Source organism: Pseudomonas sp. Kh14 (assembly GCF_900291005.1).
Classification (GTDB): Bacteria; Pseudomonadota; Gammaproteobacteria; order Pseudomonadales; family Pseudomonadaceae; genus Aquipseudomonas; species Aquipseudomonas alloputida.
Map to the genome: position 1 here is coordinate 281076 of NZ_OLKJ01000034.1, position 25589 is coordinate 306664.

Genomic DNA, 25589 nt, shown 5'->3' on the forward strand with positions numbered 1-25589 from the left:
CTCAGCTGAGGTTCGTTTTAGGTAAGAGGGCTGAGGCCCAGCGCTTCCTCGATACGGGCAAGCCGCCGTTGCAGCAGAAGCTCTTTCTCGTCAGGCGGCGCGACAGGCTCGGGCACAGTTGAGCCCGGCCCGGTATCGGCCTCTTCCGTTTCGGTGGTCATGTAATTTCCTTACGTTGGAACGCGCTGAAGACCAAAGGCCGCCTGAAGCGCCTGAGCTCGCTCGCCGTCTCCCCAGATGTCAGCGACGAAGGCGTCGATCTCAAGCTGGCCGTTGTCGCCGGTGCGCTGGTCGACTGTGCCGGCACGGGACCGGTCTTCGATCAGGTTCACGGTGACGTTTGGCTGGGGCGAGGCGGCTACTGCTGTCTGGCTGCTGCTGGCCGGAGTTGAAGAAGCTGCGCTGGAGCCGCCAGCCACCGATACCCGCTCATTCGAGTTGATCGCCTCCAGCAGCGCCCGGTTACGCTTGGTAGCCGCGGCATTCACCACGAACTCGCCGTCGCTGAGCCTGGCCATGATGCTGTCGGAGGTGCCGGTACCGGCGCCTGATACGTAGCCACCAGTGGCGAACCCCGGGATTACAGCCAGGCTGGATGCCAGGGCCGTTGTCGAGGTCAGCGCTGCAGCCGCCGGCACGGAGTTGGCGCCCAGCGTTGCAAGGGAAGCCATCGCCGCCGCCGGCGCCCAGGCGGTGGCCGTGGTTCCAGCCAAGATCATGCTCTGACTGGCTGCAGCCGTACCTAGGGTGGCATTCAGCGCCGCATTCAGCGCCATCTGCACGCCCATCTTCACGAAGCCCGCGAGAATGTCGCGCACCACGTTACCGGCAATGTCACCCAGGTTGCTGAAGGACAACTGCCCATCCATGATCGCGTCGGTGATGTCGGTGGAGATGTTGTTGAACGCGCTGGAGAAGATGTACTCCGTCTGCCCGGCGATATCCCGCGCCTGGTTGCCGAAGTTCTGTACCGCCGCTGTCCACCCGTTGATAGGGTTGAGCATGGCCTGGTCCATCTGCGCCCAGCCGGCCTGCATAGCTGCGAGCTGCTGAGGCAGGAACTCGTTGATGGCGTCGATCTGGCCTTGGAGCGCCTGGCGCTGCTTCTCATCCGTAGCGTTGGCCAGTTCGGTCTGCAGCTGTAGCAGGCGGTCGTTGGTCTGCATCTCCAGGTTGAGCCGCTGCTGCATGCGGGAGGCCTGCAGGTCACCCATTCCGATGCTGGCTGCGTCAAGCGCGTACTGGTCGCGCTCGTTGGCCAGCTGTTTCTGCAACTGGGCGCGGTACTGTTCGACGGCGGTCAGGCCTTGGGCACCCTTGATGGCTGCGGCATAGTTGGTCGAGGATTGAGCAAGAGCCTTGCTGTATTCCTCTTGGGTTATCTTGCCGCTACTGAAGGCCAGTTGAAGCTGTGCCTCCTCTTTGGCCAGAGCCCTGGCCGCCTCTGCTGCTGGGTCGTATTGGGCATACAGGCGAGAGAATGTGTTGAGCGCCTCAGGCAAGCCCTTGCCTTGCGCTGCAGCTGCCTTTGTAGCGGCTGCAGCCGCTGCCTTTGAAGCCTTCTCTGCTGCCGCCTTGGCATCTTTCTCCTCGGCGTACTTCAGGAGGAGCTTTTCTTGTTCGGGAAGCAGCTTGCCAAGTTCGCCATTCTCAATGGCGTACCTGACCTTGGCTGCCTCTGTGTTTTCCCCTTGTAGGGCGGCCTGCTTCTTTAGGCTGGCCAGCATTTTTTCGTATTCAGCGTTAACGACTGTTGCCGGCTCTTCGCCTTTTGGCTTCTGTGCGCCAGTTCCGGCCGCTGCCGACTCCATCTTGCTTACGATCGCTCTGATCGCAGTGGACTTTCCCTCAAGCTCTTTGATCTCGGCATCAATCTCTGCGCGGTCGTAGAACTTGAACTTGAAAAAGACCGTATCAGCCGGGTCATCCTTTGCCAGCCGTGACCTTGCATTCTGCAGGTCACGAATACCGGCCATGGTGACGCTGAGTTCGTTGTTCAGCCCGGCTACGGTTTGCTTGTCCTTGCGGAAGAAGTCCAAGAACTCGCCTGAGTTGAAGCCATCCATTGCGCGCGCAAGTGCCGCAATCCCACCAGCTAGCCTACTGCTTGCCCCGGTGGCCTCGTCCAGCCTACCGACCGTGGTTATCAAGGCATTATTGAAGGAGGTAATCGCTTGGCTGACGGTAAGGGTCATGGCCGAACTGAGCTCGTCGACCTTGTCTTTCTGATTCTGGAGGGCCTTAACCACTGCTTCGGATGTCAGCTTACCTTCTGCGCCCATTGCCCTGAGTTGGCCGATAGTCACTCCAAGGCCGCGAGCGATTGCCTGGGCCAGGGCCGGCGTCTGCTCCATGATCGAGTTCAATTCGTCGCCGCGTAGCGTTCCGGATGCCAGCGCCTGGCCAAATTGAACCATAGCCGCATCGGCGGCCTGAGCACTGGCGCCGCTGAGTGCGACCGTTTTCGCCACCGTCTCGGTGACGCTGGCCACATCAGAGAAGTCGAGCCCGAGCTGTCGTGCGTTTTGTGCAACCCGCTGATAGACCTGGGCAGTAACCTCGAGCGACTGCCGTGAGTTCTGGGCGACCTGGTAAACCGATTCCTGGGCGAACGCCAGCTGCTCTGCGCTTTCAGTTACCAATCGCAGACGGTTTGTCAGGTTTACGTACTGCTCAGCAGCGGCTGCAATCTTCGCAACACTGAATGCCGCCGCAATTGGTCCGGCCAGCCCGGTGACTGCCGAAGCAAGTCGGTCTGTCTGGCCTTCCAGCGTTCTGACTTTAGAGGCGCTTGTTGACGCCTGATTGCCCATCTCGCGGATGCCGGACTCGGCCCTATCCATTGCCGGGTCAACACGGTTGCCGGCTGACTCCAAGGAATTCAGGTCCTTGGTCATAGCGCGGGCATCGCGCTGAGCGCCTCTGGAGTCGATCGTAACCGCCAGGCGAGACTCTTGGTTCATACAAACTCCGGGCACAAAAAAGCCCGCGCTGGGCGGGCTTCGGTTGAATGTCTGCTCAGTCTACGACCGGCTCTAGGTCCGATGAGCAGTGTTTGCACTTGATAGCCTCTCGCTGGACTACCTCGGCGCAGTAAGGGCATTTTCGATAGCTGGCAGATGACCCGAATTTCTTCGCGATCTCTATGCTTTTGGCGTCATCAACACCGACCGGATTCACCAGCCAGATAGCAATCAGAGCAAAAATCGAGAACATAAACCCAAGCGCAAACCATGCGCCAGCGCTGCGCCCTTTCTGCTTGGCGAAATAAGCCGTGATTGCGGCTACTGCCAGCCAAACGATCACAATCTCCATGGCATCCCTCCTGTATGAGGTCTGCAATTTACCATCATCAGCATGTAGTCAAAAAACAAAACGTGACGATTCATCACGGCAAGCTTCAAGATGTCCCTCTCGTCAACCATCAGAAGGAATGGCCATGTCATGGTGGAGCAGTCTGTTCGGCGGAAAATCTGGGCGCAAGCAAGATAACGCGTCAAGCCCGATCCTGTCCGAAAATGATGACGACCTGTATCCAGGTGCCGTAGCTCGAGTCATGGAATCTGGAAATTGCTCCGTTTCTTTCGTTCAGAAAGAGTTCCGCATAGGCTTCCTTAGAGCCAGCAAGCTGATTGATGCCATGGAGCGAGACAACATCATCACCTCCTTGGATTCCGCTGGCGCCCGCAGGGTATTGAAAGATGAAGAGCGAGACAAAATAACCCGTACACTGCCGGCTAATGGCCATCGCCCTGATGCTGACGATCCATTTGACCGCGAGTTTTACTTCGTCCCATACCCTCGCATTACGACGCCGCATTCCGACCTCTTGCTTGCCGGAAGGAAATGCTACATGAGCGATCCAGTGTTCGACGAGCTCGCTACGAGGAATGGTCGCTGGGTTCCATCGAACAAGAGCGGACAAGTTTCAGATTTTTTCACCTATACCGACATTGGCCAGCTTGACTTCGCGATTAATGATTACATTGATTTTTTAGTGCAAGTCAGGGCCGCAGCTGAAAGCGAGCTGCCAGCGCACGTGAATGCCGAGATGATCAAATCTATCGGGCAGTTAACGGGCTCAGACGGACATTGCTATGCGGCGTTTATCGAAGCTCATGGCGGCATGACTCGATTCATAGCAAAAGTTATCTAGCGGCCTTTGCCTTCGCGCTTCCGCTCTTGAGCTTGAGTATCATTCCAGGTCCGGCGAAAGTCTTCGTCCAAAGCGAAGATGGCGGCGTCGAACTCTTCGCGGCATATCACTGAGGGGTAGCGGTCGAGGTATTCGGCGATGGCGGCCGGCGCAATCGGTGCCGGGGCCCCCATCATTCCGACGTACTGTCGCGATCTGCCTATGTGGCCGTAGGCCTCAAGGATCTCGGCAACCACGCCGTCGATCTCTGGCGGCTCCTGAGCCTTGAGGCCAAGGCGCTCATGCTTCCAGCGCTTCTTTTCGTTCTCGGGCCCGGCCCAGTCCCGACCCCAGCGATATGCCGCTACTGCTTTTCCGCTGTTTCTGCTGCCCGCTCCTTGGCCCTGGTCATGATGTCCAAGGCAGCCCGGACAACAATCCAGTAAACATCAGGCATCATCTTGAGCAGTTCAACGCCAAGCTTTGGCGTGTATTGGGCCGGGACTCCAGGGTTATCTGCAACGTCCACGCCCTGCCAGTCCTTGATCAGGTGGCGCGCTGCCAACTCAAAGTACAGGTCATCGCCAGATTCGATCTCGACCTCCGCCACCGCGTCCAGGCTGAAGTCCTTGGTCCCTGCCTTGGTCTGGAGATCGATGGAGTCCAAATGGCGCTGGATGATTGCCTTGTGTGACTTGAACATCGGATTACCGAAGGAAGCTACAAGCAGCTTCGCACCTGGCGCAAAGTCAACCCAGCGCTGACCCTCGAAATCCAGCTCAGGCTTCTTGATGGTGATGCCCATGGTATTCCTCTGCGGTAAAAGGCCCGACGCACACCGCAGGGCGCGCCGGGCAAAGGGTTAAGCGGTGACGGTTACAGCGCAGGTATCGGTCTTGGTGCCGTCTGCGACGCTGGTGGCCGTGATAGTGGCGGTGCCGACTGCCAGAGCGGTGACCAGGCCGGTCTCGCTCACGCTGGCGATGGTCGGGGCGGAACTGGTCCAGGTGACCTGCTGGCTGGCACCGGCCGGGGTGACCACGACTTCGAGGTCGCCGGTATCACCTACTTCCAGGCTCAGAGTGGCCGGAGTGACGTCCACGGCAGCCACAACGATCGGCGCCGGCAGACGGGTGATGGTCGGAGCAACACGGCGGGCGGTGTAGTTCAGTTCGACCTGGATGATGTCGGTCGATCCGCCATCAGGCCAGTCAGCGGTAACTTCCATCTCGGGGATCAGGAACTGGTAGCCGCCGTCGGCGTTGCCGATAGTGAACTCCAAGCTGATCGCGTCGTTGCCCTTCTGGGCCTTCCACAGCTCGTAGGCCATCTTCGACCAGCTGATGGTGATCGCGCCAGACGGGGTGAAGGTGGTGGCAATGATGTTGCCCGGGTACGGGTTGCCATTGCCGATGCAGCGCTGGGTCTGCACGTTGTTGTCGAACTGCAGGTTGAAGCTGTCGACGCAGGCGTTGCCCTCGCCAACCTGGACCCCGTTGATACGCAGGCCGCTGATGTCTTTGAAGCTGAACCGCCGCTGGCTGGACTCGGGCTGGGCGTTGACGATGAACGACGTGTTGTCGCCCTTGTCATCCCAGGAGCGCGCCGCCATGGTCATGGTGACCGTGACTTCGTTGTCGCCTGGGAAATCGAAGTTCATGTTTGCGACTTGCACGCCACGAGCAATGGCCGAGACACCGATATCGGTCGCGTAGGATGCGATCGAGAAGGTGATGCGGTCGTCGCCCATGGTCAGGACGTTGCCGGCCCAGTCCTTGCCGAAGCAGGAGGCCATGAAATCGTCCAGTGCGCCAAAGCGCCATTTGGTTTCGATATCGCCGCCCACGTCCACGGTGGTTTGGGCAGTACCCTGAGACATGCGGGTGAAGCCGATTTCGTTGTTCTCTTCCGAGTTGAAGGTCGGCATCAGGCCGTTGCTGATGCGGGTCAGCACCTTCCAGTCACCGGCCGGCGTTACGCCTGGCGTCACCTCTTTGATGGAGGCAAGCTGTACTTTTGCACCGCTCGACATGGGGTGTTTCTCCTATGAGTAGGCGTAAAAAAACCGCCATGTGGCGGTGCATTGGTCGGGCTCTGATCAGGCCGCGTCGAGCCCGAGTGTCATTTGCAACTGGTCGCGCCAGTATTCGACCTGGTGTTCCAGGCCTGACTTCTTGTTGCGCCAGCGGGCCAGCTCACGACCGCTCAGGCTTGCAACGGCCTTCGCGTCGTCCAGAGCACGGCAGGCGCGGTCAAATTGCTGCTTTTCGTTCAACTCGCCGCGCAGCAGGGCATCAATGTGTAGGTCGGCCCAGACGGCAAACTTCAAATCCAGCCATCGAGCAAAGGCCACTCCCAGCTTAGGGTGCAGCCAGGTGCCGCTCTGGTAGCGCCCGCGGCGAGTTTCTAAAAGTGACTCAGGATCACAATTAAGCGCTTCGGCTAAAACACCCATGTACTGCTTGGTTTCGTCCTGCTTCAGCCAATCGACCGGGCGTTTACCGAATCGCTTGGCTACATCAGTGGCATTGATCCAGCCATCGCTATTGAAGCGAACAGCCTGGCCTTGGTAGTGAAACGGAATGACGTTGCTCTCGATCATCTGTGACACCTCGTTCATCAGGCGAATAGAAACGCAGCCGGGGCGGACGGATGAACGAACATCCACCGTTCGGCTGTACGGGCCTAGGCTGCGTGTTTGGTTGCCTTGCGGCAGAAATCGGCGGGCTCAGTAGGCCCGGTATGGAACCCGTACGTTGACTTGGTACCAGCCGCTACCTTCGTCGCCGACGGCTTGCGGCGAGGCCTCGAAGAAGTCGAACGGGCCTTCTGGCGCGCTGTAGTACTGGAACTGGGTGACCAGCGTGTCGACTGCCCGGGTAATGGCCAGGGTGCCGCTGTAGCTCGGCACGAATAGCTGAATCACTACGATGCCGGTCTGGCGCACGCATGGGCCGATACCAACTTCTGGCGTGCTGCTCAAGCCGGGAACATCGGCCAGCCGAGCCCAGATGGCGCGCCCGGCCGGATTGAATGGCTTTGGCGGATTCGGGTAATCGACGGCGTCTGCGGGGATTCCGGCCCACTGCTGCATGCGGCCGATGACAATGGCGCGGATCTGTTCAAAGGTCATGAGTAGGCCTGCGATACGCCGTTGAAGGACACTGCATAGATACCGCCAGGCGCCTGGGTCGAATGACCATCCTCAAGCTTTTCGGCATAAGGCAAGTTTGTCTGGATGTAAATGACCGTGAAGGGCTCTAGGCCTGAAAGCTGCCGTTGCCCTTCTGCGATTGTTTCTGCTCCGACCTTGTCAATTTTGTTCGTCTGCGTGTAAACGGGACTGCCAATGCTGACAATGTGGCTTCCCCTGAATCTCCCGCCGGAGTAACCAGGGGGCGGTGGGCTTTTCCATAGATCAGGGTTACCGACCGGAGAGCGCAACACGATCTCGCCAAGCATTGCCATGGCTATGGCCCTGGAGCGCTGAGTGAGCGCATCTTCCACCACCCCAGCAAATGCGCTTGGTGGCGTGCTCCAACCTCTTCCCCTGGCCATGGTTACTTCCTCAGCTGGATCTCGTAGTGGGCCTTGGCCGGGTCAATGCCTGGGCTGACGATGCGGTATTTCACAGGCTCGCCCGTGATCAGGTCGTTGGCGGTGATTTCGTGGCCGACTTCCGGTTTGTCGGTGACCTCGCTGGCCAGACAGATCAACAGCACATCGCCCACCAAAATGTTGATGTTGTCGATGCGCCGGCTGTCGTAGCTGTCGAGCACTCCGCGCCCGGTGTAGGTCACGGGCTGGGCCGTGGTGGTCTCGCTGACCGGGTCCCAGACGCCAGGCCCCATGTAGGTGCCAGTGAACGTCGATACCGCGTCGGCCAGGTCTTCGTCGAAGGCCTCTGCCAGGTCTGCCTGGATTTCGTCACGTAGACCCATGGCTACCCCCTTTTCACAGCAAAGGCGAATGGGTTGCTGCGCCATGGCGTCAGCAGGGCAAGTGCCAGCTGCACACAGGCTGGCTGGGCGATAGTGCTGGTCTTGTCGATCGAGCCGAAGGTCTTGCTGGTCGATACCGACCCAGCCTTGACGGTCTTCGCCTCAAGCGATCCTTCGGTCTGCTGCTGGTACAGCTTCCCTTGAGACGCGCATTTGGCCAGCCGGGCGCCAGCCTCTTTCACGTCGTTAGGAATGTCGTCCATGTCGATGCCGACCAGGTTGAGCGCGGTCAGGTAGGCATTCGCCTCGAACACCGCCTCTTGCTTGAGGTCGCCAGCTGCCCAGCCAGCCCCGAGGATGCCATCCACGTCGGCCACGGTGATGTAGGTAGCCATCAGGCCTCCGCTTAATGAGTGGAGCCAAGGCCCCGGAATTACTGCTGATCGAGTTCGGCGACCTGCTTCTGTAGCGACTCTTTCGAGGCGTTGGCGCGATAGGTGACGCCAGCAGCGTCCAGCTTGGCCTTGAGCTCAGCGACCTCTTTGGCCTCGCGGTCTTCTTCGGTCTCTAGCTCACGCTTGGCTGCTTGGGCCAGCAGGTCATCCACTTGCTTCTGCAGGCGATCTGCCCTTTCAACTTCACCGTCGCGCTCGCGCTGCAGACTGGAGATTCCGGCGTTCACCGCCTCAAGCACTTCGAACAGGCGTGATGCGGTTTCACCTAACTCGCCCACCGGACGATCCAGGTTCTGAACGGCGAACGATTCAACGATCACCCCGATGGATGCGAGCTCAGCCTTCAGGCGATCGACAGCTTCCTGGCTCAGCGCGCCGGGCTCAACCAGAACGGCTACTTGGGTCAGTTCGGGGCGAATGGTCACCTCGGGCACGAACTTGGCCTCTCCACGCCGGCTCTCGGACGAGTTGGCATCCACGATGACCAGGCCGTTTTCCTTGGCCAGCGCTTTGATGTCTTCCTGGTACTGGTGGAACGGGCCCGGCAGGTACCAGATATTGTTTTTGCTCATGATCATGTCCTCAACGGGCCAGGCCGAAGCCCGGCCCGCCATCAGGTTACTTGGAGGCGTCACCGATCAGAGCCACACCGGCGGTGTGCTTGATGCTGGTGGCGGTCTTGTCCCAGTTGGTGCCGGTGGCGATCTCGGCATCGGTCGGGGACTTGCCGCCGGCAGTTGTATCCCAGGTGTAGCCGCGCAGACCAAGGCCGAAGGTGTAGTCAACCTGCAGCGTGGTCTCGATCCGCTCCTTGCCGTTGTTGGTCTGGACGTTGCTGATCATGTCTCGGCCGTCATGCACCAGTGCCGCGCCTTGTACCAGGGAGAGGATGATCTCCTTGTTGGGCGTGCCGGTTTGCATCAGCGCCGGGGCATCGGTGACCACCGAAACCTTGCCAAGGATATCGACAACGCGGACGTTACCGGCCTGGAACAGCTGCTCGGCATTGGTCAGGGCCTGGCCGATCAGCTTGTGGTAGGTGGTGCCTTGCATCACCTGGGTGACCAGGTTCTGGCTGGCATCCCCGAACTTGGCGTGGGCGTTGTTGAGTCCGACCTGAGTGATACCCGCAGTGGCCGACACGTCGTTGACTGCAGCGGCCTGGGCAGTGATCGCGGCGACCAGGGCGGCGATGGCGGTGTTCAACTGGTCCTTCAGCAGGATCTCAGCGAACGCGCGGGAGGCGACCTCGATGCCTTGGGCGGTCGGGCGCTCCAGCCAGGTCATCTGCGACGGCTCGTAGCGAACTGGGCCGAAGCCGCCAGCTACTTTCACCGAGGAGTTTTTGAGCTCGGTCAGGTCGGTGATCGGCGCGGTGCCGTTGGCGGCGTAGCGATCAACGCGGCGCTGGGCAGCGGCCAGGGTCTGGAAGAACGACTCTTGGAGGAAGTCGCCGGTGAATCCGTCCGGGGACAGCACGATGGCGCCGCGGCTGGCGGCGTTGAACGCCACGAGCATCTGATCCAGCGTCTCGATAGTCGCTGGCATGATGTACTCGTTGAAGACCTGCATTTGGGTCAGGGACATGGGTGTTTTTCCTTATTTCAGTGGGAGGTCTGGGAACCGGCCAGCGATCGCCGCCGTGCGTTCCTCTTTGGTGCCGCCGATGTTTCCTTTTGCGGCCCCGCCGCCCTTTCCAGCACCTCCGGCCCCGCCGCCAGATGCCTTGCTCCCAGCGATCAGCGGACCGAAGGCCGGATCGTTGGTGAATTCTGCTTTCAGCTCGTCCAGCGTTGCCGCTGAGAGCTTGCCTGCGGCGTCCAGCACGACGACGGTTGGTTTACCGTCGCGCTGCTCTACGCTCAGCCGGCGTTCGATATGGGGAAGCAATGCCTTGGCGCTGCCTGGTACAGCCAGCGCGGTCGCGATCTCGGTGGCAGTACGCCCTACAGTCAGATCCCGGATCTGGCTTTGCAGGGTGTTACGCTCGTTTTCCAGCGCCGAACTCAGCTCAGCTTCGCGGCGGTTGTACTTCTCGGACCAGGACTTTTCGAGCTCTTCGACGTTGCCAGACTTGCGCAGGGCTTCTTCGCGCTCCAGGCGCGCCTGCTCTTCGGCGTCCTTGCGGGCCTTGTCGGCCGCTTTCTTCTCGTCGAGCAGTTCCTGGACCTTCGACTTCAGGCCGGAAACGTCTTCCTGTTGCGGCAGGCCCTCGATGCCCAGGACGAACTTGCCGTCCTTCTCGACGTACAGGGCTGCTACCGATTCATCGACGCCTTCAAGGCTGTCCAGTTGGAATTTCAAGGTCATTGCTGTCTCCCAGAGACGTTGAGCAGGCCCTGCCTGCGGGTACAAAAAAGCCCCGGCTCAGCCAGGGCTTGGAAATTGCGCGCCACGAAATAGAGGCGCTGTGTTTTGTGGCGCGGATCAGTTCAGGCCGGCCCGCTCGAAAGCCATCGGCTCACGCTCGCGCAGCTGCTTGAGGGTCAGGGTCTTGCCGTCGTCGTCGACGAACCGGTCGATGGACAACTCGCCCTTGCTGAACAGTTCGTAACGCGCAGGCCCGAGCACGTCCTTTTGGAACGCTGCAGGCTGCCGTGCAAGCCATTCGGCGTAACTGGTCTTGCTGTTAACCTGCTCGGCACCATCAGGGCCGACAGAAGGCCTGGTTGAGCCAGGGATTTCCCGGGCGAACTCGTCTTTCAGCACCGGGATGACCGTGGTCCGGCACCGCCAGTGATACGGAGGCTTAGGCCCATCCAGCGGGATGATCGTCTGGTCGATGCTCATGCAGAACAGCGTGGTGCGGCTGTCCAGGGTGGCGATCCGGCGCATCCCCTTGAGGATGTCGTCGTTATCCTTGAGCACTTCCACGCGCGCTGTGGTGGCGATGTGGTTGGTCATGGTGTTGACCAGGGCCTGTGCCTGACCGCGCTGCTGGACGCCAAGTGACGTCAGCCGACGACTGATCTGGCCGGACGTCTCACCCAGCGCAGACCCCATCCGAATCTCGCTGATGATCTCAGCGCTCTTCTTGGTGCCGTACTGGTCGAGCGCGCCGTTGATGCTGATGCGCTGGCGGCCCTTGCCGACCTCCAGGTCGAGAGGGTCAGCAAGCGCTGCTGCGGCGATCTGCTCGATGCTCGGCCTGTTCAGCTGGACGACCGTCTTCACGACCTTACCCAGCAGAGTCATGTTGAACTCAGCCTCATAGCCACCGAATTCGGTCAGGTCGAGCACCGCCTGCTGCTTCATCTCACCGTAAACGCCCGCCAGCTCGCCCTGTAGCTCTTGGATCTGCTTCTCGTAACGTTGAGTGCCGTATCGGCTCAAACCTTCTGATACGCGAGATTTGGCGGTGCTGATGGCCTTGGTGATGAACTTGGCCAGGCGCTTGAGGCTACCTCCGGCGTATCGCTGCACGTGCACCTGGTGACGAGTCGCTGTATCGGACAGATAGCCGTCACTGCTCATCGCCACCATCTCCGGTGTCGTTGCCGGTCACAGGCGCCTGCTCGGCAAGCTCATCGTCGATCAGCTCATCGGTGCGGTCAGCCTCAAGCACGCCGCCCTGGCGCAGGTTGGTGCGCAGGTCGGACTTCGCAATCAGGCCCTGCTGCCACAGCTGGACCTGCGCGAGGATGTCCTGGGCGGTCATCGTCTCGTCGAAGAACGATTGGTTGAGCCAGAACACAGTCCCTTCCTCGTCCGGCTCGCCCATCATGAATCGTTCGGCGTCGAGGATGGCCCGTTTCAGGGCCTCGGATACGTTGCCGGCGATGGTGCCCAAAACGCTGTTGTCCGAACTGTAGCGGATGCGCACGGCCTCTGCCGTCTCAGCGCCGCCCGCCTTCTGAACGATACGGGCGCCGATCATCAGCATCTGCTCTTCCTTGTCCTTCATCAGCGTGCGAGACAGCTGGCTCTCGCTGGCCTGGACAAGCTTCGCATCACCGGACTTGCCGAGGTTGTAGCCCCGGGTCGATCCGATGTGCATGCCGTTCGGGTTCACCTTGGCGAACTCGTCGGCGCTGATATCCGTGGTGATGAACAGCGTCGGCTGGCTGCTGATGAAACCGCTTTCCTCCACAGTGGCACTGTTGCCGTAGTGCAGGATGTTCACATCGGCCAGGTCTTCCAGTGGCGACTTGTCGACGCTCGCGTCGTTGTCCTCGGCCCCGTAGAAGCTGAACAGGATGTGGTCGAATGGCTGGCCGTTCTTGTCGAGCGGCTGAGTTTCGGTATAGGTCTTGCCATCCTTCCCGTACACGCGCTGGACGTACTTGCCGTCAATCAGCAGCAGAACCCGGTACTGGGTGTCCTTGGTGCGATCGAGGTTTTCCTGGCTGAACTCGGACACGCATTCAAGCAGGCAGACGTAGACCAGGCGCAGCACGCCATCAATGACCTGCTCTTCCCAGTCGATGATCGAGGTCGCGCCGTAGTGATGGATCAGCGCCCGACGCCCCTGCATGTCGGCCATGGAGGACACGCCTTCAACTGACGGGAAGTCCACCAGAAAGCCGCCCCGCCCTGTGTCCAGGCACTCGCCAACGGAACGCTTGGAAAGCTGCTCCAGGCTCGTACCGTCGCCGCTGGCGTTCTCTTTCAGGTACTCCACGCCGGCGGGCAGTTGCAACTCGGCTGTCTTGCGGAACACTGCGCCCAGTAGGCCGGTACGGGTGCGCCCGGTGATGTTCAGGAACATCGCCCGCTTCTTGTACTGCTTGTACCGCGCCAGATTCTCCGCAGACTTGTTCTCTGGGTCCGGCATCGGCAGGTATTCATCGTGCTTGCGCACCTCTCGGGCGCCGGCCACGCAGCGCTTGACCAGCTGCCAGCCGGGCAAGGCCTCCGAGTACTCTGCCCGGGGAATGAAGTTCGGCATGGGTGGCCTCAGAAAGTGAACGTGATTGGTACGTGCTTGACCACGGATCGCTTGGTCTTGGCCACGGCGAAATAGCGGAAGGCGTCGGCCGGGTGGGACGACCAGTCATGGAGCGGCTTGTCTTTCCAGCAGCCTCGCTTGTCGTCCCATTCCTTGCGATAGCTCTCCAGGGCGGTGATGCCTTCCTCACACTTGGCTTCGTCGAAAGCGCAGTTCGCTAGGATTTCCCGGGTCTGCTCGATACCTTCATCCACGCCGAGCTTCGGTACCACCTGGAAGGTCAGCGAATAGCGCTGGCCGTCGATCTCGTAGCCCTCTCGTGCGAGTTCGCGCCTGGTCTTGCCGTCGCTACCAAATTCGCGGTTGTCGATGTCGTGGGGGCCCCAGTGCTCGCCGTACTCGTAGCCGCGATCCTTGAGCACCTTCATGTAGTGCCGCAGGCCCTCGCCGCTGTTCTGGTAGAAATCGACAACGTGGTACTCCTCGCCGACGATCCGGACGAACCATATGGCCGTTGAGTCGCCCACGCCAATGTCCCAGAACGTGTGCACCGGTAGGTGGCTGTTGTCTGGAAGCTTGCCGATGCGCTGGGCGGCGTAGAGCTTGGTGAACTGCTTGGCGTAGTAGGCGCCCTCGATCGTCTGCTGGAATGCCTCGGCAGGTATCGACGGGTACTCACGCTTCATGTCGTCGCCGAGGGTCTTTTCCTTGGCGCTGTACCAGGCGCGCTGGCCTGGATTGGTGACGATCCCGTGCTTTGCGGTCAGGTCGTCGAAGTACTTGGTCAGCCGGTCAGGGATGACGACATCGGTCGGGTCCAGCCAGTAGAGCGGGTTCCGCCACCAGCTGAAGAAGAAGAACTTCCAGTCGAGTAGGCCAAGGGGCACGCCGGACAGTTGCTGCTTCTCGGCAGACTGGCTGTAGTCGAAGAAGTACCCGGCCCGGCCTTCTGCCGTCGACTCGATGGTGACGAAGCACTCAGCGGCCACGGCCTCGAATGCACCGGTGACGATCTCCCGCGCCTTGTGCGGAAACTTGGCGCAGATCTTCCCGAACTCGGATACGTGCAGATACCGTAGAGTCCCGCCCCGAAAGGATGTGGACACGTAGAGCGATCCGCCTTTGCTGAACACAAGCTCACCAGCAGCATCGTTGCGAGCAGGGTTAGCGGCGCGTATCTCCTTGGGAAGGTGGTCGTACGCATACTTGATCTTCTCGCGAAATAGGCGCTTGGCATCGTTCAGGGTATGGGCGATTAGGGCGCACTTGGCGGCCTCGAACAACGCGGCATCCAGCTGGACGATACACACCAGCGTGGTGAAGCCCAGCTGCCGGGCCTTGAGGATGATGTTGCGGGTGTGCATCCCCTGGAAGTAATCGACCTGCTCCTGCGTCATGCGGAAGCGGACCTTCTTACCCTGCTTGTCCGTGATGAAGTACAGGTTGTTCAGCCGCCAGAACCGATCCCGGAGCAGTTTCATGTGCTCGGGCTTCATGGTCAGGCATCCTTCGATAATTCATCCATCAGCTGCGACAGTTCGTCGGCGTCTTTCGACTGCTCCTTGTCGTCCAGGCCGAATGCGGTGCGTTCGAGCACCTGCAGATTCTTCATGGCCGAGGACAGCTGGAAAAGGGTTTTGGCATTGCTGGGCAGGCTCACTGCCCCCAGCATCGCACTACGGCGGAAACCGCTCTGATCATCAGCAGTATCACGCTCGATCTCGTCTTCGATCTCTTCGCGATGCTTGATGGTGGTCAGCAGATCATCCATCAGCAGGTTCGCAAGGTTCGCGGCTTTACGAATGTCGCGGCGGTGGCTGCGAACAACCGTCGCGCCCTCTTCTGCCGCCTCCTCGATGATCTCGGCGTCACGCTCAGGGTTCGCGCATTGGTCTTCGCGAACCTCGCCGCGAACCAGCTTGTTGCGAACCTCCTTGCGCACCTGCTCGGACAGGTCCCGCTCCCAGCCCAGGGCCTTGGCCTTTTTCCGGATGGCGGTGTCGCTCACCCCGTTGCGGTCAGCGATGGTACGGATGGAAAGCGCCCCGGCCCGGTAGGCTCGTTCGATCGCCTCCCAGTCGGGTTGCTTGGTGGTCATGGATAGATCCTGATACTTGAAATGGTGGCGCTTTGCCGGTATTGGTAAGGATCAACCAATAGAAGGAACGAGCTGTGGCAATTGCAATTGATAAACTTACTGAACTTGGTGGACATCGCTATAGCGCACTACCAGACGAACAAAAGCGGGCACTAGCCGTTGCAGCCGCGCTTGAGGTTATCTGCGCTAAGGCTTCCGGCGCAGATGCCACAAAGCTAAGCGTCGAATTCGGAAGCCTTTCGGCATACGCAGACCAGATTCAAGACGCCTTGAAATTGAAGTGATACATCAGTGCCGCACTCGCCCGCGGCACACCTACCCTTCCCCGATATCCAGCAGTACATCAATCAGTTTCTGCTCCGCAAGCCTGAACATGGCCAAGGACTGCAAGTCGTCGGCAACCGGTCCGAAGGCGAAGAGATTCACCTGGCCGGATGGGTCGCGCATGGCCATCACACCGATGCTGCAAACCGGAAGCTCGCCGCTATCCAGCTGATCCGCGATCTTGCGCAGAGTCTTGGATGCATCGCGCCAATTTTCGCGCTGGAACTCGACCACCTTCATTCGACCACCATCTTGTGCGTCTCGGCGTGGGCATGGCCATGTAGCAGTCCAACCAGCAAACCCTGTGGCAGCCCCGCTTCTTTGGCGGCATCAATCGCTTTCACCAAGGTGGCATCGAACTCTGCCACCGCAAGCACGATTTCCGTGCTCACTGGCAGTTCATGGCGAATACGAATGATGTTGCTCATGACTTCTCCAAGAAGAACGCCACTAACAACCGAAGATTGAAGGGCGGAAGATCAAGGGTTCTATAACCATTCATCCAGTGCGCGCAGGCGATGAAGCGCGTGCTTGTATTTGCATAATAGGGCATACGAAGCGCGCGCGGTGCCAGCTGCACTCTCGGCGCCTATTCCGCTGCAATCAGCTTTGACATATTGCTCCCACAACGCCTGAGAATCTTGGAGCAAGGAAGGAACCGTCTCATAGGTCGCAAATGCGTCAGGATGCTTAGCCATATCCTGAGCTGTCACCATCTTTTCCTGATACTTCTGTTCGACCGCTTCGTTACTCGAGCGCACCATCGCAGACAGACACATATCGCTATCTTTCGTAGTGTGCACGTCTGGTCTCCTGAGGCACTGCTGCCATACGGCCTCCACACCTGCCGCGAACTGGCGCACTGCGGCATCCAGTGATTCCTCCCGGCCAACATCAGCATGGGCCGTACCGACCACTAGCACTGATCCCATGCAGATCGCCTTAAACAAACTTTTCACGTGCCTCACTCCTTGTGGTGGCTATTCAGGAACTGAATGGTGCAGCAAAAAGAGTATGCGCGCCACGAAACGGCGCACCTCGATTTTGTGGCGCGCTACCCCGGCTGGAACACATGCCCGCGCCGGGCGACCGCATATAGGACGATCCCCAGCTTGAGGATCACGCCGTACAGGGTGGGCACGTGACCGTTCATGGCCAGGACGAAGGAGCCAAACGCGCCGATGGCCACCAAGTAGAAAGCCACGGCCAGTAGCGGGTGGTCCATTGGCCGAATCCGGCGCAGGTAGTCGCATGCTGCGATCACCACCAGCACGCTCAGGAAGGCATTGGCGCCTATCAGGACTGAAATCAGGGTCGAGCTCATCAGGTAGCTCCTTTGGCTCCGAACGACCCCACGAGCGACTTCAGCACCGGGATGATGTTCATTGCCAGAAGGCCTATCAGAAAGGCCACGCCGTATTGGGTTTCTCCACTCGTACCGAGGTTGAAGTAGCTGATGGCGAGCGGGGTGCAGAAGATTGCAGATGCGAAGCCGGTGAAGAAGGCGGCTACAGCCTGCCCCCGGGTGAGTCCTCGCAGGAACGTCAGGGAAAGGATCGCCCCTGCGAAGCCACCAATAATCACGCCGTACTTCACCAGCAGGACGCCGGCAGTCGTGCTTGCTGGTTCGGCCATTGGTTGTCCTTGGGAATTCAGGGCCTCTTGAGGGCCTATTCGGGCAATAAAAAACCCGGCGCGGTGGCCGGGTTTGTGTGTCACTCCTCAACTAGCGCAGGAATGACAGGATGGGTGAATATTCGGCGAAGCGGCATGTCATGTCAAGCGGTCTATGCGGCGTCCTGGTCATCGAATAAAACACCCTCACTGCTCAGGATCTCGCCAGCCTCCACCAGCGCTTCATCCACCATCTTGTCCAGCCCCTTGAAGATTTTGCGGCGCCAGTCTCGGCGGGTGCGCTCTGGGTTTCCATCAAGATCCCAGGTGTTCATGTCGTAGTTGTGCGCGGGCAGGATGATCACCCCTTCGCACGGCGCTTCCTGGCGCTGCTTCAGCTTTGCGTTGATGGATTGCTGGGCTTTAGCAACAGCGGCCTTTCGCCAAGCGGGCGCATCGTCGTCAACCTCGAGCGTTACCTTGTGCGAAACGGGTCGCTCAGCCCCCCCTAGCTGCGGGTAGGCCCAGGCGGTCACCGCCTTGGTAAGGAACAGCCTCGGCGCCGGCGAGGTCACATGCGCCACGATCCGGCCTATAGCCCCAACCTTGGAAGCCATGTGCGTCGAGTAGCGCGCATTCAGAGCCAGCCAGTGCTTAGGCTGGAGACAGGAATGCAGCCTTCCGAATACCCAGCAGTCGGTGAGGAATGCCGCATCCTTGCCGACGATCTCGCCTTTGAGCTTGCTGGCCTGCACCTTGGGGGTGTAGTCACAGCCACCAGCGCTGTTGATCGTCTCAGACGCCAACGCTCGAATTACTGCGGAAATCACGTCTCGATAGATCATTGCTTACCCCCTGCCCGCTTGGCCTTGCTCAAAATGAATTCTTCGTGGTACCGCTTGCGGCGCACCGCCCCAGCCCAGGACAACGCCACACCACCCACCACCATGAGGGCGGCCAAAATCAGAAATCCCCATGCTGGTGTCATGCCGCCGCCCTCCTCAGGTCTTTGAGCTTCTGTCTGTACAGGGCCTTGATGGCCTGCAGGTCTTCGATGGTCAGGCGCTGGGGCTTATGAGGCCCTTCGAGGAACTCCACGGCTTCGGCGCCAATGCGCTTCACCAGACGGATCCGGTACTCGACCGCGTTCCCCGACAGGTTCCTATTGCACTTAACGCACTGGCGGTGGACGTTGAGCGGTTCGAACCGCAGCTCTGGGCAAGCGCCCACCGACCGGTAATGCCCGGCGTCCCAGCGGCTGCCGGTGATGAGGTCGTGGTCGCTCGGCAGCGAGTCGCAGCTGATGCACGGCAGGCCGGCGTCGCGCTCGCGGATGTACGCATTGAACGCTGTCTGCGCCTCGGCCATGTGCTCGCGGCGGGTCTTCAGCTTCTCCCGGCGCTCCTGGAGGTCCTGGCGGGCCTGCTTGGTGATGGCCTTGGCCGCAACCTTCTGCAGCTTCGGATCTTTGGCCATGGCCTTGGCGCAGGCAATGCTGCACACCTTCTGCGTGGTCATGGCTGGCTTGAAGGGCTTGCCGCAACCTGGTGCCTTGCACTTCTTCGGCTTGATCTCCTTTGCGAGCATCATTCCTCCTCCTGGCGACGACGGAATTCGGCCATCAGCTTTTCTTGGCGTCTCTTACGGCGCTTCTGGTTGAGCGGCTCCATCACTCGGAAGAACACCCACAGAAACGGAACCGAGACCGGGAACGTGATCAGCATCAGCGCTCGAACGAGAACAGCCAAAAGCACATATCCAAGTTGCTTTGCGGCTTGCCATGCCTCGACATACAGGTCGGGATCGATCAAGCCAGTGGCCGCTTGCCAAGCGATGTAGCGCATGGTGAATTTATCCCGGCTCATGCCGCCTCCTCCCCCAGCAGGTCAGCGAAGTGCACGCCCCGCGGCGTGAACTCCTCGACGATCCGGTCGGTGTACTGGCAGCCCTGGGCCCGGTCGAACAGCCGGGTGACCGGGAAGCCATCCGGCCCGAACATCGCGCATGGGCCCATCAAGCGCAGCTTCACGTCGTAATCCAGGTGGATGAATGACTCAGCCCAGCCGGTGCGGAACTCGGCGCAGCCGGCGCGCATGATCGGCACGCCCAGGTGCAGCTTGCAGTAGCGGCGCACGTCCTCGATGTCGCCCATCTCGGTGCTCTTGGCGATGCGTTCGTACATGGCGAACCACAGGGCGTTCTGATCCAGGGTTCGGTCCTTGCCCGGGCGCATGCTGACCACGACGAACTTCTTGTCGCGGAACAGGAGGGTGAGCATGGTGATAGCCTCGGACAGCTTGGCCTGACTGTTGACGCTGATTTTTTCAGCCATGTGCGCTCTCCTTGGCCATTTCCGCATCGACACCGATGTCGTAAATGTGATTTGTGCCAGGCACGCCAGGGAGGACATTTCCGTACTTCCTGCCTCCAACCCTCCGCAGCCAGCGATAACGATCTGCGTCCTCACGCAACGCTTCATTCTCCGACCTGAGCTGGTCGATCTCATCGAGCAGGGCCTGCATGTCATCGCCAGTGATCTCCATCGCGTGGTGCCCCCAATCGATGGCTGCCGCCCGGAGCTTTGCTTTGTCGATAGTCATGGCGCTACCTTCAGGCCCTGGGCCTCGATAGCATCCACTGCTTCTCCACGCATATCGTTCCAGCCACTCTGGAAGCAGGCGTAAGGTGGCGATTCGATTGCTGACGGCAATTCCACCACCACGGCCTCTCGCGAGGACTGCCAGCCTTCCCAGCGGGCGTTTTGTTCGCCGATGGTGTAGATGTTTTTCAAGCTCCAAACATCAACGACCTCGTACATCCCAATGCTTTCCTTCCAAGCCACACCGGCAGGCACTGGGAATTTGGCCTCGAACTGCTCGCGGCTGATGTCGCGCATCTTGTTGGTGTCCATCAGTGCTTCTCCTGCGCGGTCAAATCCTGGAATACCCACACCACATTCGTGCCGCTCAGGCGTGGCGGCTCGACGTAGCAGACCTGCCGGCCATCGACGAACACCTGCCCGGCATGCGTGCGCACGCGCTCGCGCTCCAGGCCATTCGCCAGCGAGCAACCCAGCACGCGCTCCACGCATTCCTCGATCTGCGCTTCGAAGCGGCGGCAGGCAGTGCGGTAAATCTCGATTGCGATCTGCATCACTTGCCCTCCTGCATCGCTTCGCCTATCTCGCTGGCAGCGCGAACGATCGCGGTTCGGAATGCTTTGCTCCGCGATTCGCGCTCGTCAGCGCCCTCGAACCAGTGATCGTCTGCGTCTTCCATCCACTTGGCATCACCAAAGCGGCCGACGTAGAAGCGTTCTCCTTGATCGTTTCGCTCGACCTCCAGGTTGAGATCGATCAGAAGCTTGAACGCATCACCATCGTCCTGAAGCGGGCGCCACAGGCGGTAGGAGTCGCGGCCACCGATGCGAAGGCAGTTGCGTGCAGACTCGTAGCAGAGCACCGGGCCGATGCCAGCAGCCTTGGCGGCCAGCTCCAGCAGTTCGCGATCTGTCAGGCTCATACGCCCTCCCCGGCCGGCTGCCCGGCGCGCTTGATGTTCAATTGAGCAATGGCGACGCGTGTCTGCCGCTTGCGCAGATAGGTTTCGATGCGGCGGCGCTGGTCTTCCTTGGCGCGCTCGCGGTCTTTCTTGGCCTTGGCTGCCTTGAGGATGCAGCGCACCTCAGCCAGCTTTTCCCGGGTCTTGGCGCTGGCCTGCGGGCGCACTTCTCCAGTCAGCAGACCGGCAATGGCCTGGCCGTCATCGGTGATCGGGGCGATGCGCAGGTCGGCCAGGTACTTGGCTCCTGTCTCGTGGGGTATGAGCTGGGCGCGGACAGCAGACTCGATGGCCACCACCCGGCGCCCAGCGTCGTAGCCCAGCGACACCTCCCACTTGGCCGGCTGATCCTCGGCACGTGCGAAGCTGACCAGGCGCTCGTAGGCGCTCATGAAGGCCATCCGGGCGCCGATCTTGTCGCCGGCCTCAAGGATTGGCTCGGAGGCGATCATGGCCTGGCGGATTTCAGTGGTGAGCACGACCGTTTCATGCTCGTCACTGGCCGCCAGGGCGATCGACCACGCCTCATCCTTTCCGGGGCGTGAGTCAGCCGCGTGGATGTGCTTGAGTACCATGCCAAGCGAAAGGCGCCCCGCAGGCTCTCTACGGCACGCACGCAGTGCGCCGATGATGACGCCAGGCTCATAGGCCGAAAGGTCCTCAGCGATGAGCTCAGCCCCTCCAGCACTGATTGCCTGACCCATCGCCTCGGCAGTGGCGCAGATGGCAATGGCCAGTTCGGCTTGTTCGTCAGAGGAAAGCATTGCGCTTACCCCCCTGACGGTTCCGGATTGCGTCCGCCGCTTCCTGCGCCGCGTTCATGTTGGCCTGGGTCTGCTCCAGCTGCCGGGCAGTCGTGGCGTTCATCTGGCGGTTGGTCACCCACTGGGTGTGGTAGGCCTCGGCCTTGGCCAGCAGGTCGCCCAGGTTGTGGCAGCCGTTGATCAAGCGCGCGTCGTTGACAGTCAGGAAGTACGCGGCCACATGGTGGGCAACGTCAATGCCGAGACGGCTGATCAGTTGGCCAACCTGCCCGCCTGCCTTGGCGTTCCACACCGGCCATGCGTGGTAGCGCTTGCGGTACGCCATGGCGTAGTTCGCCCAGGCCTTGAACGTTTTGCAAGACTGGTCCTTAGGACCTGGCATATCTGCCGGGATCTCGCAGCGCGGCTGCTGAGCCGTAAACGGAACCACGATACCCTCCGCGACCACGGCTTCAGCCTGGGTCGCAACTGGTTCAGTGACTGGTTCATTTACTGATTCAAAAGAGTGACTGGTTCTGGGTGCAGCTCCTGCACTACCCCCTAGTGAATCTGCTGCACTAGGGGGTGAACCTGCTGCACTACCCTGGTGAATCTGCTGCACTACCCCTAGTGAATCTACTGCACCACTCAAGTTGAGGTAGTAGACGTTCGAGGAGTTACCCTTAGGGCCACCCTTGCGGATCTCTTTGCGCAACAGGCCGGCACCGCACAGGGTGTTGATGTGGTTCATCACAGAGCGCTTGCTGATCTCGCACTGATCGGCGATGTGCTGGTACGACGGCCAGCATTCGCCCTGATCACTGGCATTGTCGGCCAGCTTGATGAGCACGAGCTTGCGCAGCGGATTGCCGACCTTGGTCTTCATGGCCTTGACCATCAGTTCCATGCTCATGGCGACACCTTTGGCAGAACCTGGCGACGACCCTCTGAGTCAATTGCGCTCACAACTCCGTCAGCAACCAGCCGATCCATAAGCCGGCAAGCAGACCCATAAGCGATCTTGAAATGCCGCTGAAGGGCGGAGATCGAGGCACGCCCCGATTCGCGGACGAATGCTTCAGCCCGCAGTGCCTGGCACCGCTCCTCGTCGTCGATACGCTTCATTAGCGCCGCGACTTCCGGGCTGATTGCCGAGGCCTGCGCAGCCTCGCTGGAGGCCTGCCAGGCCCACGCGGCAGCCTTGAGCATTGCGGCAGCGTCATCATTGGCCGTGGCCGTCATCTCGCCGAAGCCGAATTCAGCGCGGAAGGCGGCCAGGAACTCGGATTTCATGCCGTCTGGCATGTCGTGAAGGCTCATGCTGCACCCCGCACGGCCTTGTCGTGGGTATGCAGGCCGTCCCAGTTCTTCTTCATGGGCAGCTCGCCGGCCAGGTACAGCTCGTAGAGGCGCACGGCACCCTTGCGCAGCAGCACAGGCGTAAAGGCGACAAAGGCCTCTTTGCCGTGCGGGCTGACCGTCTGCTGGTGCTCGGTCATGTACTTGTCGCGGGCGTATGCGGCCACGCGGTAGCGGGTGCCGGACTTGCTCTCGTTGTAGAGCCAGTTGCGGCCTTCAAGGAAGTGACCCACCTGCATCACGTTGACCCCATTCAGGCCCTTGCAGAACTGGACATGGCTCATGCCTTCTTTGAACAGGTTCTCCAGACGGTCGATCTTCTTGGCCTGGGCCTCAACCTGGAAGGTGAGCAGGACGCGGGCCTTCTCCGACTCCAAGGCCATCTGGAGGATTTCCAGCTTGCTCAGGTCGGCGGGCGCCGGCGGCGCGGGTTTGGCTTCCAGTTCCTGCCATCGGTCGATGACCTTGGCGCGATGCTCATCGCTGTAGCCGGCCACGACCAGGTGAGTATCGCGCTCGGTCAGGTCGTAGACCTCGATTGGGCGCCCGCCAGTAGCCTCCCGGCGGCTTTTACGACTTGATCGCAAAAGGTTTTTGGCGAAAAGGCGCTCAATGGTGGCTACCACATCGTTGTGGCGAGCCTCCACCAGTTCAGCGATTTCGCGCGACGACATCGTGCGCGCCACGAAATCGTGGTTCGCATTTTGTGGCGCCGCCCTTGATAGGGCCTGTACACTTTGGGTCTGCATATGCATAATTCCCCTACAGAGTTTTGTATTGCAGAGAGCCGGGCCGCTATCCCGGCTTTTTTGTGCCCGCAATTCGGGCTTATCAGGGCCTGTTCAGGCCTTGCGCTGGAACGGAAGTACCGTTCCCCTCGCGTTTCGAGGTTTCGTTCGGCTGGCCAGCTCTCGATCAATCAGCTCGGCTGCTAGCGCTTCCGGGGTGATCCCCCGCTTTCGCGCCTCTCGCTCAAGCAACTCCATCGAGCCCGGGTCCAGACCGAATTGTTCGGTCGGCATAGGGCCTCCTCGCGGCCTTCAGGCTGCGGTTTGATCGCCGGTATTCTCCGAAGCCAGCGCAGCCAACTGCGCTTCCAGCAATTCGCGGCACAGCACGGCACGCTGAGTGCGGTGATACGCGGCCAATGCCTGGATCAGGTTGAAGGTGTCCTCGTCGACCCGGACCTTGATCTCGCGGTCATGCAGGTGCTTGGGATTGGCGTACATACGGGGCACTGCTCCTTGCAGGTGGTGAGTGGGTTAGGCGGCTGAAAGCGCGTGCGTCGGACTGCTGTCGATCTGGCTCCACGGGAACGAAGGACACAGGTCGGCACGATTCACGGCGCCATTCGTAAGCGCCTCAATCTGTAATGCGCGCTTGGCTGGGACCGTGCGCTCTCCTGAACACCATTGGTTGACGGTGGGTGCCGCAACATTCAGCCGGCGCGCCAATTCCGCCTGGCTGCCCAGCACGCGGGATGCTTCTTTGGCTGCTTCTGCTGATTTCATGAGTTCTCTCCTGGAGATTTACCGATGAATATAAGGCAATACCTTATTTCACACAAGCCATTGCCTAATCGCGCTGGCGATAGGCCTAATTAGGCAATGCTTACCGGACCAGAATTAGGTGCAGCCATTGATGCTGCGCGGATCGCCAAAGGCGTATCCAAGAAACAGCTCGCAGACGACTTCCAGGTGAAGCCTCCGTCGGTACAGGGCTGGGTGAAAAACGGCCGGATCGACAAGTCCAAGCTGATGGACGTGATCGCTTACTTTTCTGATGTGGTGGGCCCTGAGCACTGGGGGCTTCGCCCAGGTTTCTCCTACGAGAGCATCCAGGACGTCACTTCGGAACCTGTCGCAGAGCCGGCGCCAACCTCAGCTGCCGACATGGTTCGCGCCATGCTCGCCAAGCAAGGCAAGAACTTGTCGGATTCGGCGCGCGCGCAGTTGATTGCAGCCGCCGAAGCGACCGATGAAGGAAATGTGATTACCGTAGATTTCACCCGGCCTGGCCTGGTCGGGGACGAGGTCCGGATCGCTCACTATGATATCCGCGCTGCAATGGGTGGCGGCCAGCTGCCGCACGACTACCCGGAAATGCTCAAGGACATTCGCGTCAGCCCCAGTCACCTGCGGGAAATCGGCGTCGAGTTCGAGGAGCACTACCACCTGAAGGTGGTCACCGGCTGGGGTCAGTCGATGGAGCCCACCATCAAGCACCGCGACCCGCTGATCGTGAATATCAACGTCCGCGACTTCGTGGGCGATGGGGTGTACCTGTTTGTATGGGATGACCTGCTCTACATCAAGCGGCTGCAGGTGGCTGATGAGGAGCACTACGAGATGATTTCGGACAACCCGCGGCACAAGGATCGGCTGATCCGGCGGGACATGACGTACATCCAGGCTCGGGTGCTGCTGGTGTGGAATGCGCACTTGGTCTAGGGGCCCCTAAGCGAGCCCAGCC

At 60.3% G+C, this 25589-nt stretch carries 42 protein-coding genes; 3 read left to right on the top strand and 39 right to left on the bottom strand.

All coding sequences use genetic code 11. From position 1 onward, the window contains the following. Positions 1 to 17: 17 nt before the first annotated feature. From FQ668_RS28590 to FQ668_RS18455, 3 genes are read right to left on the bottom strand one after another with little or no spacing between them, the layout of a single operon-like run. Positions 18 to 161, bottom strand: coding sequence for a hypothetical protein (locus tag FQ668_RS28590; RefSeq protein WP_178095712.1), 144 nt, complete (start codon positions 159 to 161; stop codon positions 18 to 20). Positions 162 to 170: 9 nt separating this feature from the next. Next, positions 171 to 2963, bottom strand: a complete 2793-nt coding sequence (locus FQ668_RS18450) for a tape measure protein (RefSeq protein ID WP_144180472.1) — start codon at positions 2961 to 2963, stop codon at positions 171 to 173. A gap of 55 nt (positions 2964 to 3018) precedes the next feature. Next, entirely contained in the window at positions 3019 to 3315 is a 297-nt protein-coding gene (locus FQ668_RS18455; RefSeq protein ID WP_144180474.1) for a hypothetical protein, read from the bottom strand. 124 nt (positions 3316 to 3439) lie between these two features. On the opposite strand from FQ668_RS18455, the gene FQ668_RS18460 reads away from it, so the two are divergent. Beyond that, complete coding sequence (locus FQ668_RS18460) at positions 3440 to 4156, top strand: DNA translocase FtsK (protein WP_178095713.1); 717 nt, start codon at positions 3440 to 3442, stop codon at positions 4154 to 4156. On the opposite strand, the gene FQ668_RS18465 is transcribed toward FQ668_RS18460, so the two are convergent. From FQ668_RS18465 to FQ668_RS18535, 15 genes are all read right to left on the bottom strand, one after another. After that, positions 4153 to 4392, bottom strand: a complete 240-nt coding sequence (locus tag FQ668_RS18465) for a hypothetical protein (RefSeq protein WP_144180478.1) — start codon at positions 4390 to 4392, stop codon at positions 4153 to 4155. The genes FQ668_RS18460 and FQ668_RS18465 overlap by 4 nt on opposite strands. 107 nt (positions 4393 to 4499) lie before the next feature. Further along, on the bottom strand, positions 4500 to 4940 hold the full coding sequence (locus FQ668_RS18470; RefSeq protein ID WP_144180480.1) for a hypothetical protein: 441 nt from the start codon (positions 4938 to 4940) through the stop codon (positions 4500 to 4502). Between the two features lie 57 nt (positions 4941 to 4997). Continuing rightward, positions 4998 to 6167 (bottom strand): phage tail tube protein, encoded by a 1170-nt coding sequence (locus FQ668_RS18475; protein WP_144180482.1) that lies wholly within the window; start codon positions 6165 to 6167, stop codon positions 4998 to 5000. A gap of 66 nt (positions 6168 to 6233) precedes the next feature. Further along, the gene (locus tag FQ668_RS18480; RefSeq protein ID WP_144180484.1) at positions 6234 to 6737 is read right to left on the bottom strand and encodes a KilA-N domain-containing protein; all 504 of its coding nucleotides are present in this window, start codon (positions 6735 to 6737) and stop codon (positions 6234 to 6236) included. Positions 6738 to 6863: 126 nt separating this feature from the next. Then, a complete protein-coding gene (locus tag FQ668_RS18485; RefSeq protein ID WP_144180486.1) occupies positions 6864 to 7268 on the bottom strand; it encodes a phage tail terminator-like protein in 405 nt (134 codons plus the stop codon). Beyond that, on the bottom strand, positions 7265 to 7693 hold the full coding sequence (locus FQ668_RS18490; protein ID WP_144180488.1) for an HK97 gp10 family phage protein: 429 nt from the start codon (positions 7691 to 7693) through the stop codon (positions 7265 to 7267). The genes FQ668_RS18485 and FQ668_RS18490 overlap by 4 nt, the downstream gene beginning before the upstream one ends. A 2-nt stretch (positions 7694 to 7695) precedes the next feature. Continuing rightward, on the bottom strand, positions 7696 to 8076 hold the full coding sequence (locus FQ668_RS18495; protein ID WP_144180490.1) for a glutamate 5-kinase: 381 nt from the start codon (positions 8074 to 8076) through the stop codon (positions 7696 to 7698). A 2-nt stretch (positions 8077 to 8078) separates the two neighbouring features. After that, positions 8079 to 8471: a protein singed gene (locus FQ668_RS18500; protein ID WP_144180492.1), complete on the bottom strand. Its 393-nt coding sequence runs from the start codon at positions 8469 to 8471 to the stop codon at positions 8079 to 8081. 38 nt (positions 8472 to 8509) lie between these two features. Then, the gene (locus FQ668_RS18505) at positions 8510 to 9103 is read right to left on the bottom strand and encodes a hypothetical protein (protein WP_178095715.1); all 594 of its coding nucleotides are present in this window, start codon (positions 9101 to 9103) and stop codon (positions 8510 to 8512) included. A 46-nt stretch (positions 9104 to 9149) separates the two neighbouring features. After that, positions 9150 to 10118, bottom strand: a complete 969-nt coding sequence (locus tag FQ668_RS18510) for a major capsid protein (protein ID WP_012052995.1) — start codon at positions 10116 to 10118, stop codon at positions 9150 to 9152. A 12-nt stretch (positions 10119 to 10130) separates the two neighbouring features. Beyond that, positions 10131 to 10841, bottom strand: coding sequence for a hypothetical protein (locus tag FQ668_RS18515; protein ID WP_144180494.1), 711 nt, complete (start codon positions 10839 to 10841; stop codon positions 10131 to 10133). 117 nt (positions 10842 to 10958) lie between these two features. Continuing rightward, positions 10959 to 12005 carry a phage head morphogenesis protein gene (locus tag FQ668_RS18520; RefSeq protein ID WP_144180496.1) on the bottom strand — a complete coding sequence of 349 codons (1047 nt, stop codon included), beginning with the start codon at positions 12003 to 12005 and terminating at the stop codon, positions 10959 to 10961. After that, positions 11995 to 13419, bottom strand: a complete 1425-nt coding sequence (locus FQ668_RS18525) for a DUF4055 domain-containing protein (protein ID WP_144180498.1) — start codon at positions 13417 to 13419, stop codon at positions 11995 to 11997. Before FQ668_RS18525 ends, FQ668_RS18520 begins: the two co-directional genes overlap by 11 nt. Before the next feature lie 8 nt (positions 13420 to 13427). After that, entirely contained in the window at positions 13428 to 14915 is a 1488-nt protein-coding gene (locus FQ668_RS18530; protein WP_144180500.1) for a terminase, read from the bottom strand. 2 nt (positions 14916 to 14917) lie between these two features. Next, positions 14918 to 15517 carry a hypothetical protein gene (locus FQ668_RS18535; protein ID WP_144180502.1) on the bottom strand — a complete coding sequence of 200 codons (600 nt, stop codon included), beginning with the start codon at positions 15515 to 15517 and terminating at the stop codon, positions 14918 to 14920. A gap of 74 nt (positions 15518 to 15591) precedes the next feature. On the opposite strand from FQ668_RS18535, the gene FQ668_RS18540 reads away from it, so the two are divergent. Next, a complete protein-coding gene (locus FQ668_RS18540; RefSeq protein WP_256677217.1) occupies positions 15592 to 15801 on the top strand; it encodes a hypothetical protein in 210 nt (69 codons plus the stop codon). Between the two features lie 31 nt (positions 15802 to 15832). Here the strand turns inward: FQ668_RS18540 and FQ668_RS18545 are convergent, their stop codons facing one another. The 21 genes from FQ668_RS18545 to FQ668_RS18640 all read right to left on the bottom strand — a co-directional run bounded on the left by FQ668_RS18545 (position 15833) and on the right by FQ668_RS18640 (position 24628). Further along, positions 15833 to 16081, bottom strand: a complete 249-nt coding sequence (locus FQ668_RS18545) for a hypothetical protein (RefSeq protein ID WP_144180504.1) — start codon at positions 16079 to 16081, stop codon at positions 15833 to 15835. After that, complete coding sequence (locus FQ668_RS18550) at positions 16078 to 16269, bottom strand: hypothetical protein (RefSeq protein ID WP_053867850.1); 192 nt, start codon at positions 16267 to 16269, stop codon at positions 16078 to 16080. The genes FQ668_RS18545 and FQ668_RS18550 overlap by 4 nt, the downstream gene beginning before the upstream one ends. A gap of 60 nt (positions 16270 to 16329) precedes the next feature. Continuing rightward, a complete protein-coding gene (locus FQ668_RS18555) occupies positions 16330 to 16800 on the bottom strand; it encodes a lysozyme inhibitor LprI family protein (RefSeq protein ID WP_144180506.1) in 471 nt (156 codons plus the stop codon). A gap of 95 nt (positions 16801 to 16895) precedes the next feature. Beyond that, positions 16896 to 17165 carry a hypothetical protein gene (locus tag FQ668_RS18560; RefSeq protein WP_012053005.1) on the bottom strand — a complete coding sequence of 90 codons (270 nt, stop codon included), beginning with the start codon at positions 17163 to 17165 and terminating at the stop codon, positions 16896 to 16898. Then, positions 17165 to 17476, bottom strand: a complete 312-nt coding sequence (locus FQ668_RS18565) for a hypothetical protein (RefSeq protein WP_012053006.1) — start codon at positions 17474 to 17476, stop codon at positions 17165 to 17167. The genes FQ668_RS18560 and FQ668_RS18565 overlap by 1 nt, the downstream gene beginning before the upstream one ends. Before the next feature lie 152 nt (positions 17477 to 17628). Further along, the gene (locus FQ668_RS18570) at positions 17629 to 18300 is read right to left on the bottom strand and encodes a hypothetical protein (protein ID WP_144180508.1); all 672 of its coding nucleotides are present in this window, start codon (positions 18298 to 18300) and stop codon (positions 17629 to 17631) included. Continuing rightward, entirely contained in the window at positions 18297 to 18443 is a 147-nt protein-coding gene (locus FQ668_RS28595) for a hypothetical protein (RefSeq protein WP_178095717.1), read from the bottom strand. Before FQ668_RS28595 ends, FQ668_RS18570 begins: the two co-directional genes overlap by 4 nt. Then, a complete protein-coding gene (locus FQ668_RS18575) occupies positions 18440 to 19042 on the bottom strand; it encodes a recombination protein NinG (RefSeq protein ID WP_178095722.1) in 603 nt (200 codons plus the stop codon). Before FQ668_RS18575 ends, FQ668_RS28595 begins: the two co-directional genes overlap by 4 nt. Further along, positions 19042 to 19320 (bottom strand): hypothetical protein, encoded by a 279-nt coding sequence (locus FQ668_RS18580; RefSeq protein ID WP_144180513.1) that lies wholly within the window; start codon positions 19318 to 19320, stop codon positions 19042 to 19044. Before FQ668_RS18580 ends, FQ668_RS18575 begins: the two co-directional genes overlap by 1 nt. Then, entirely contained in the window at positions 19317 to 19787 is a 471-nt protein-coding gene (locus FQ668_RS18585; protein ID WP_144180515.1) for a hypothetical protein, read from the bottom strand. The genes FQ668_RS18580 and FQ668_RS18585 overlap by 4 nt, the downstream gene beginning before the upstream one ends. After that, positions 19780 to 20055 carry a hypothetical protein gene (locus FQ668_RS18590; RefSeq protein WP_144180517.1) on the bottom strand — a complete coding sequence of 92 codons (276 nt, stop codon included), beginning with the start codon at positions 20053 to 20055 and terminating at the stop codon, positions 19780 to 19782. The genes FQ668_RS18585 and FQ668_RS18590 overlap by 8 nt, the downstream gene beginning before the upstream one ends. Then, positions 20052 to 20366 (bottom strand): hypothetical protein, encoded by a 315-nt coding sequence (locus tag FQ668_RS18595; RefSeq protein WP_144180519.1) that lies wholly within the window; start codon positions 20364 to 20366, stop codon positions 20052 to 20054. Before FQ668_RS18595 ends, FQ668_RS18590 begins: the two co-directional genes overlap by 4 nt. Then, the gene (locus FQ668_RS18600) at positions 20366 to 20608 is read right to left on the bottom strand and encodes a hypothetical protein (protein ID WP_144180521.1); all 243 of its coding nucleotides are present in this window, start codon (positions 20606 to 20608) and stop codon (positions 20366 to 20368) included. Before FQ668_RS18600 ends, FQ668_RS18595 begins: the two co-directional genes overlap by 1 nt. Continuing rightward, positions 20608 to 20976, bottom strand: coding sequence for a hypothetical protein (locus tag FQ668_RS18605; protein ID WP_144180523.1), 369 nt, complete (start codon positions 20974 to 20976; stop codon positions 20608 to 20610). Before FQ668_RS18605 ends, FQ668_RS18600 begins: the two co-directional genes overlap by 1 nt. Further along, positions 20973 to 21779, bottom strand: coding sequence for a hypothetical protein (locus FQ668_RS18610; RefSeq protein WP_144180525.1), 807 nt, complete (start codon positions 21777 to 21779; stop codon positions 20973 to 20975). Before FQ668_RS18610 ends, FQ668_RS18605 begins: the two co-directional genes overlap by 4 nt. After that, positions 21766 to 22671: a helix-turn-helix domain-containing protein gene (locus FQ668_RS18615; RefSeq protein ID WP_144180527.1), complete on the bottom strand. Its 906-nt coding sequence runs from the start codon at positions 22669 to 22671 to the stop codon at positions 21766 to 21768. Before FQ668_RS18615 ends, FQ668_RS18610 begins: the two co-directional genes overlap by 14 nt. Then, entirely contained in the window at positions 22668 to 23078 is a 411-nt protein-coding gene (locus FQ668_RS18620; protein ID WP_144180529.1) for a DNA translocase FtsK, read from the bottom strand. Before FQ668_RS18620 ends, FQ668_RS18615 begins: the two co-directional genes overlap by 4 nt. After that, positions 23075 to 23872, bottom strand: a complete 798-nt coding sequence (locus tag FQ668_RS18625; protein ID WP_144180531.1) for a Rha family transcriptional regulator — start codon at positions 23870 to 23872, stop codon at positions 23075 to 23077. Before FQ668_RS18625 ends, FQ668_RS18620 begins: the two co-directional genes overlap by 4 nt. 87 nt (positions 23873 to 23959) lie before the next feature. After that, on the bottom strand, positions 23960 to 24139 hold the full coding sequence (locus tag FQ668_RS18630) for a hypothetical protein (RefSeq protein ID WP_016711302.1): 180 nt from the start codon (positions 24137 to 24139) through the stop codon (positions 23960 to 23962). Positions 24140 to 24157: 18 nt separating this feature from the next. After that, positions 24158 to 24346, bottom strand: coding sequence for a hypothetical protein (locus tag FQ668_RS18635; RefSeq protein WP_004573832.1), 189 nt, complete (start codon positions 24344 to 24346; stop codon positions 24158 to 24160). A 33-nt stretch (positions 24347 to 24379) separates the two neighbouring features. Beyond that, positions 24380 to 24628: a Cro/CI family transcriptional regulator gene (locus FQ668_RS18640; RefSeq protein ID WP_144180533.1), complete on the bottom strand. Its 249-nt coding sequence runs from the start codon at positions 24626 to 24628 to the stop codon at positions 24380 to 24382. 96 nt (positions 24629 to 24724) lie between these two features. Between FQ668_RS18640 and FQ668_RS18645 the strand changes: the two genes are divergently transcribed. Continuing rightward, positions 24725 to 25567, top strand: coding sequence for a S24 family peptidase (locus FQ668_RS18645; protein ID WP_060498327.1), 843 nt, complete (start codon positions 24725 to 24727; stop codon positions 25565 to 25567). Positions 25568 to 25589: the final 22 nt, after the last annotated feature.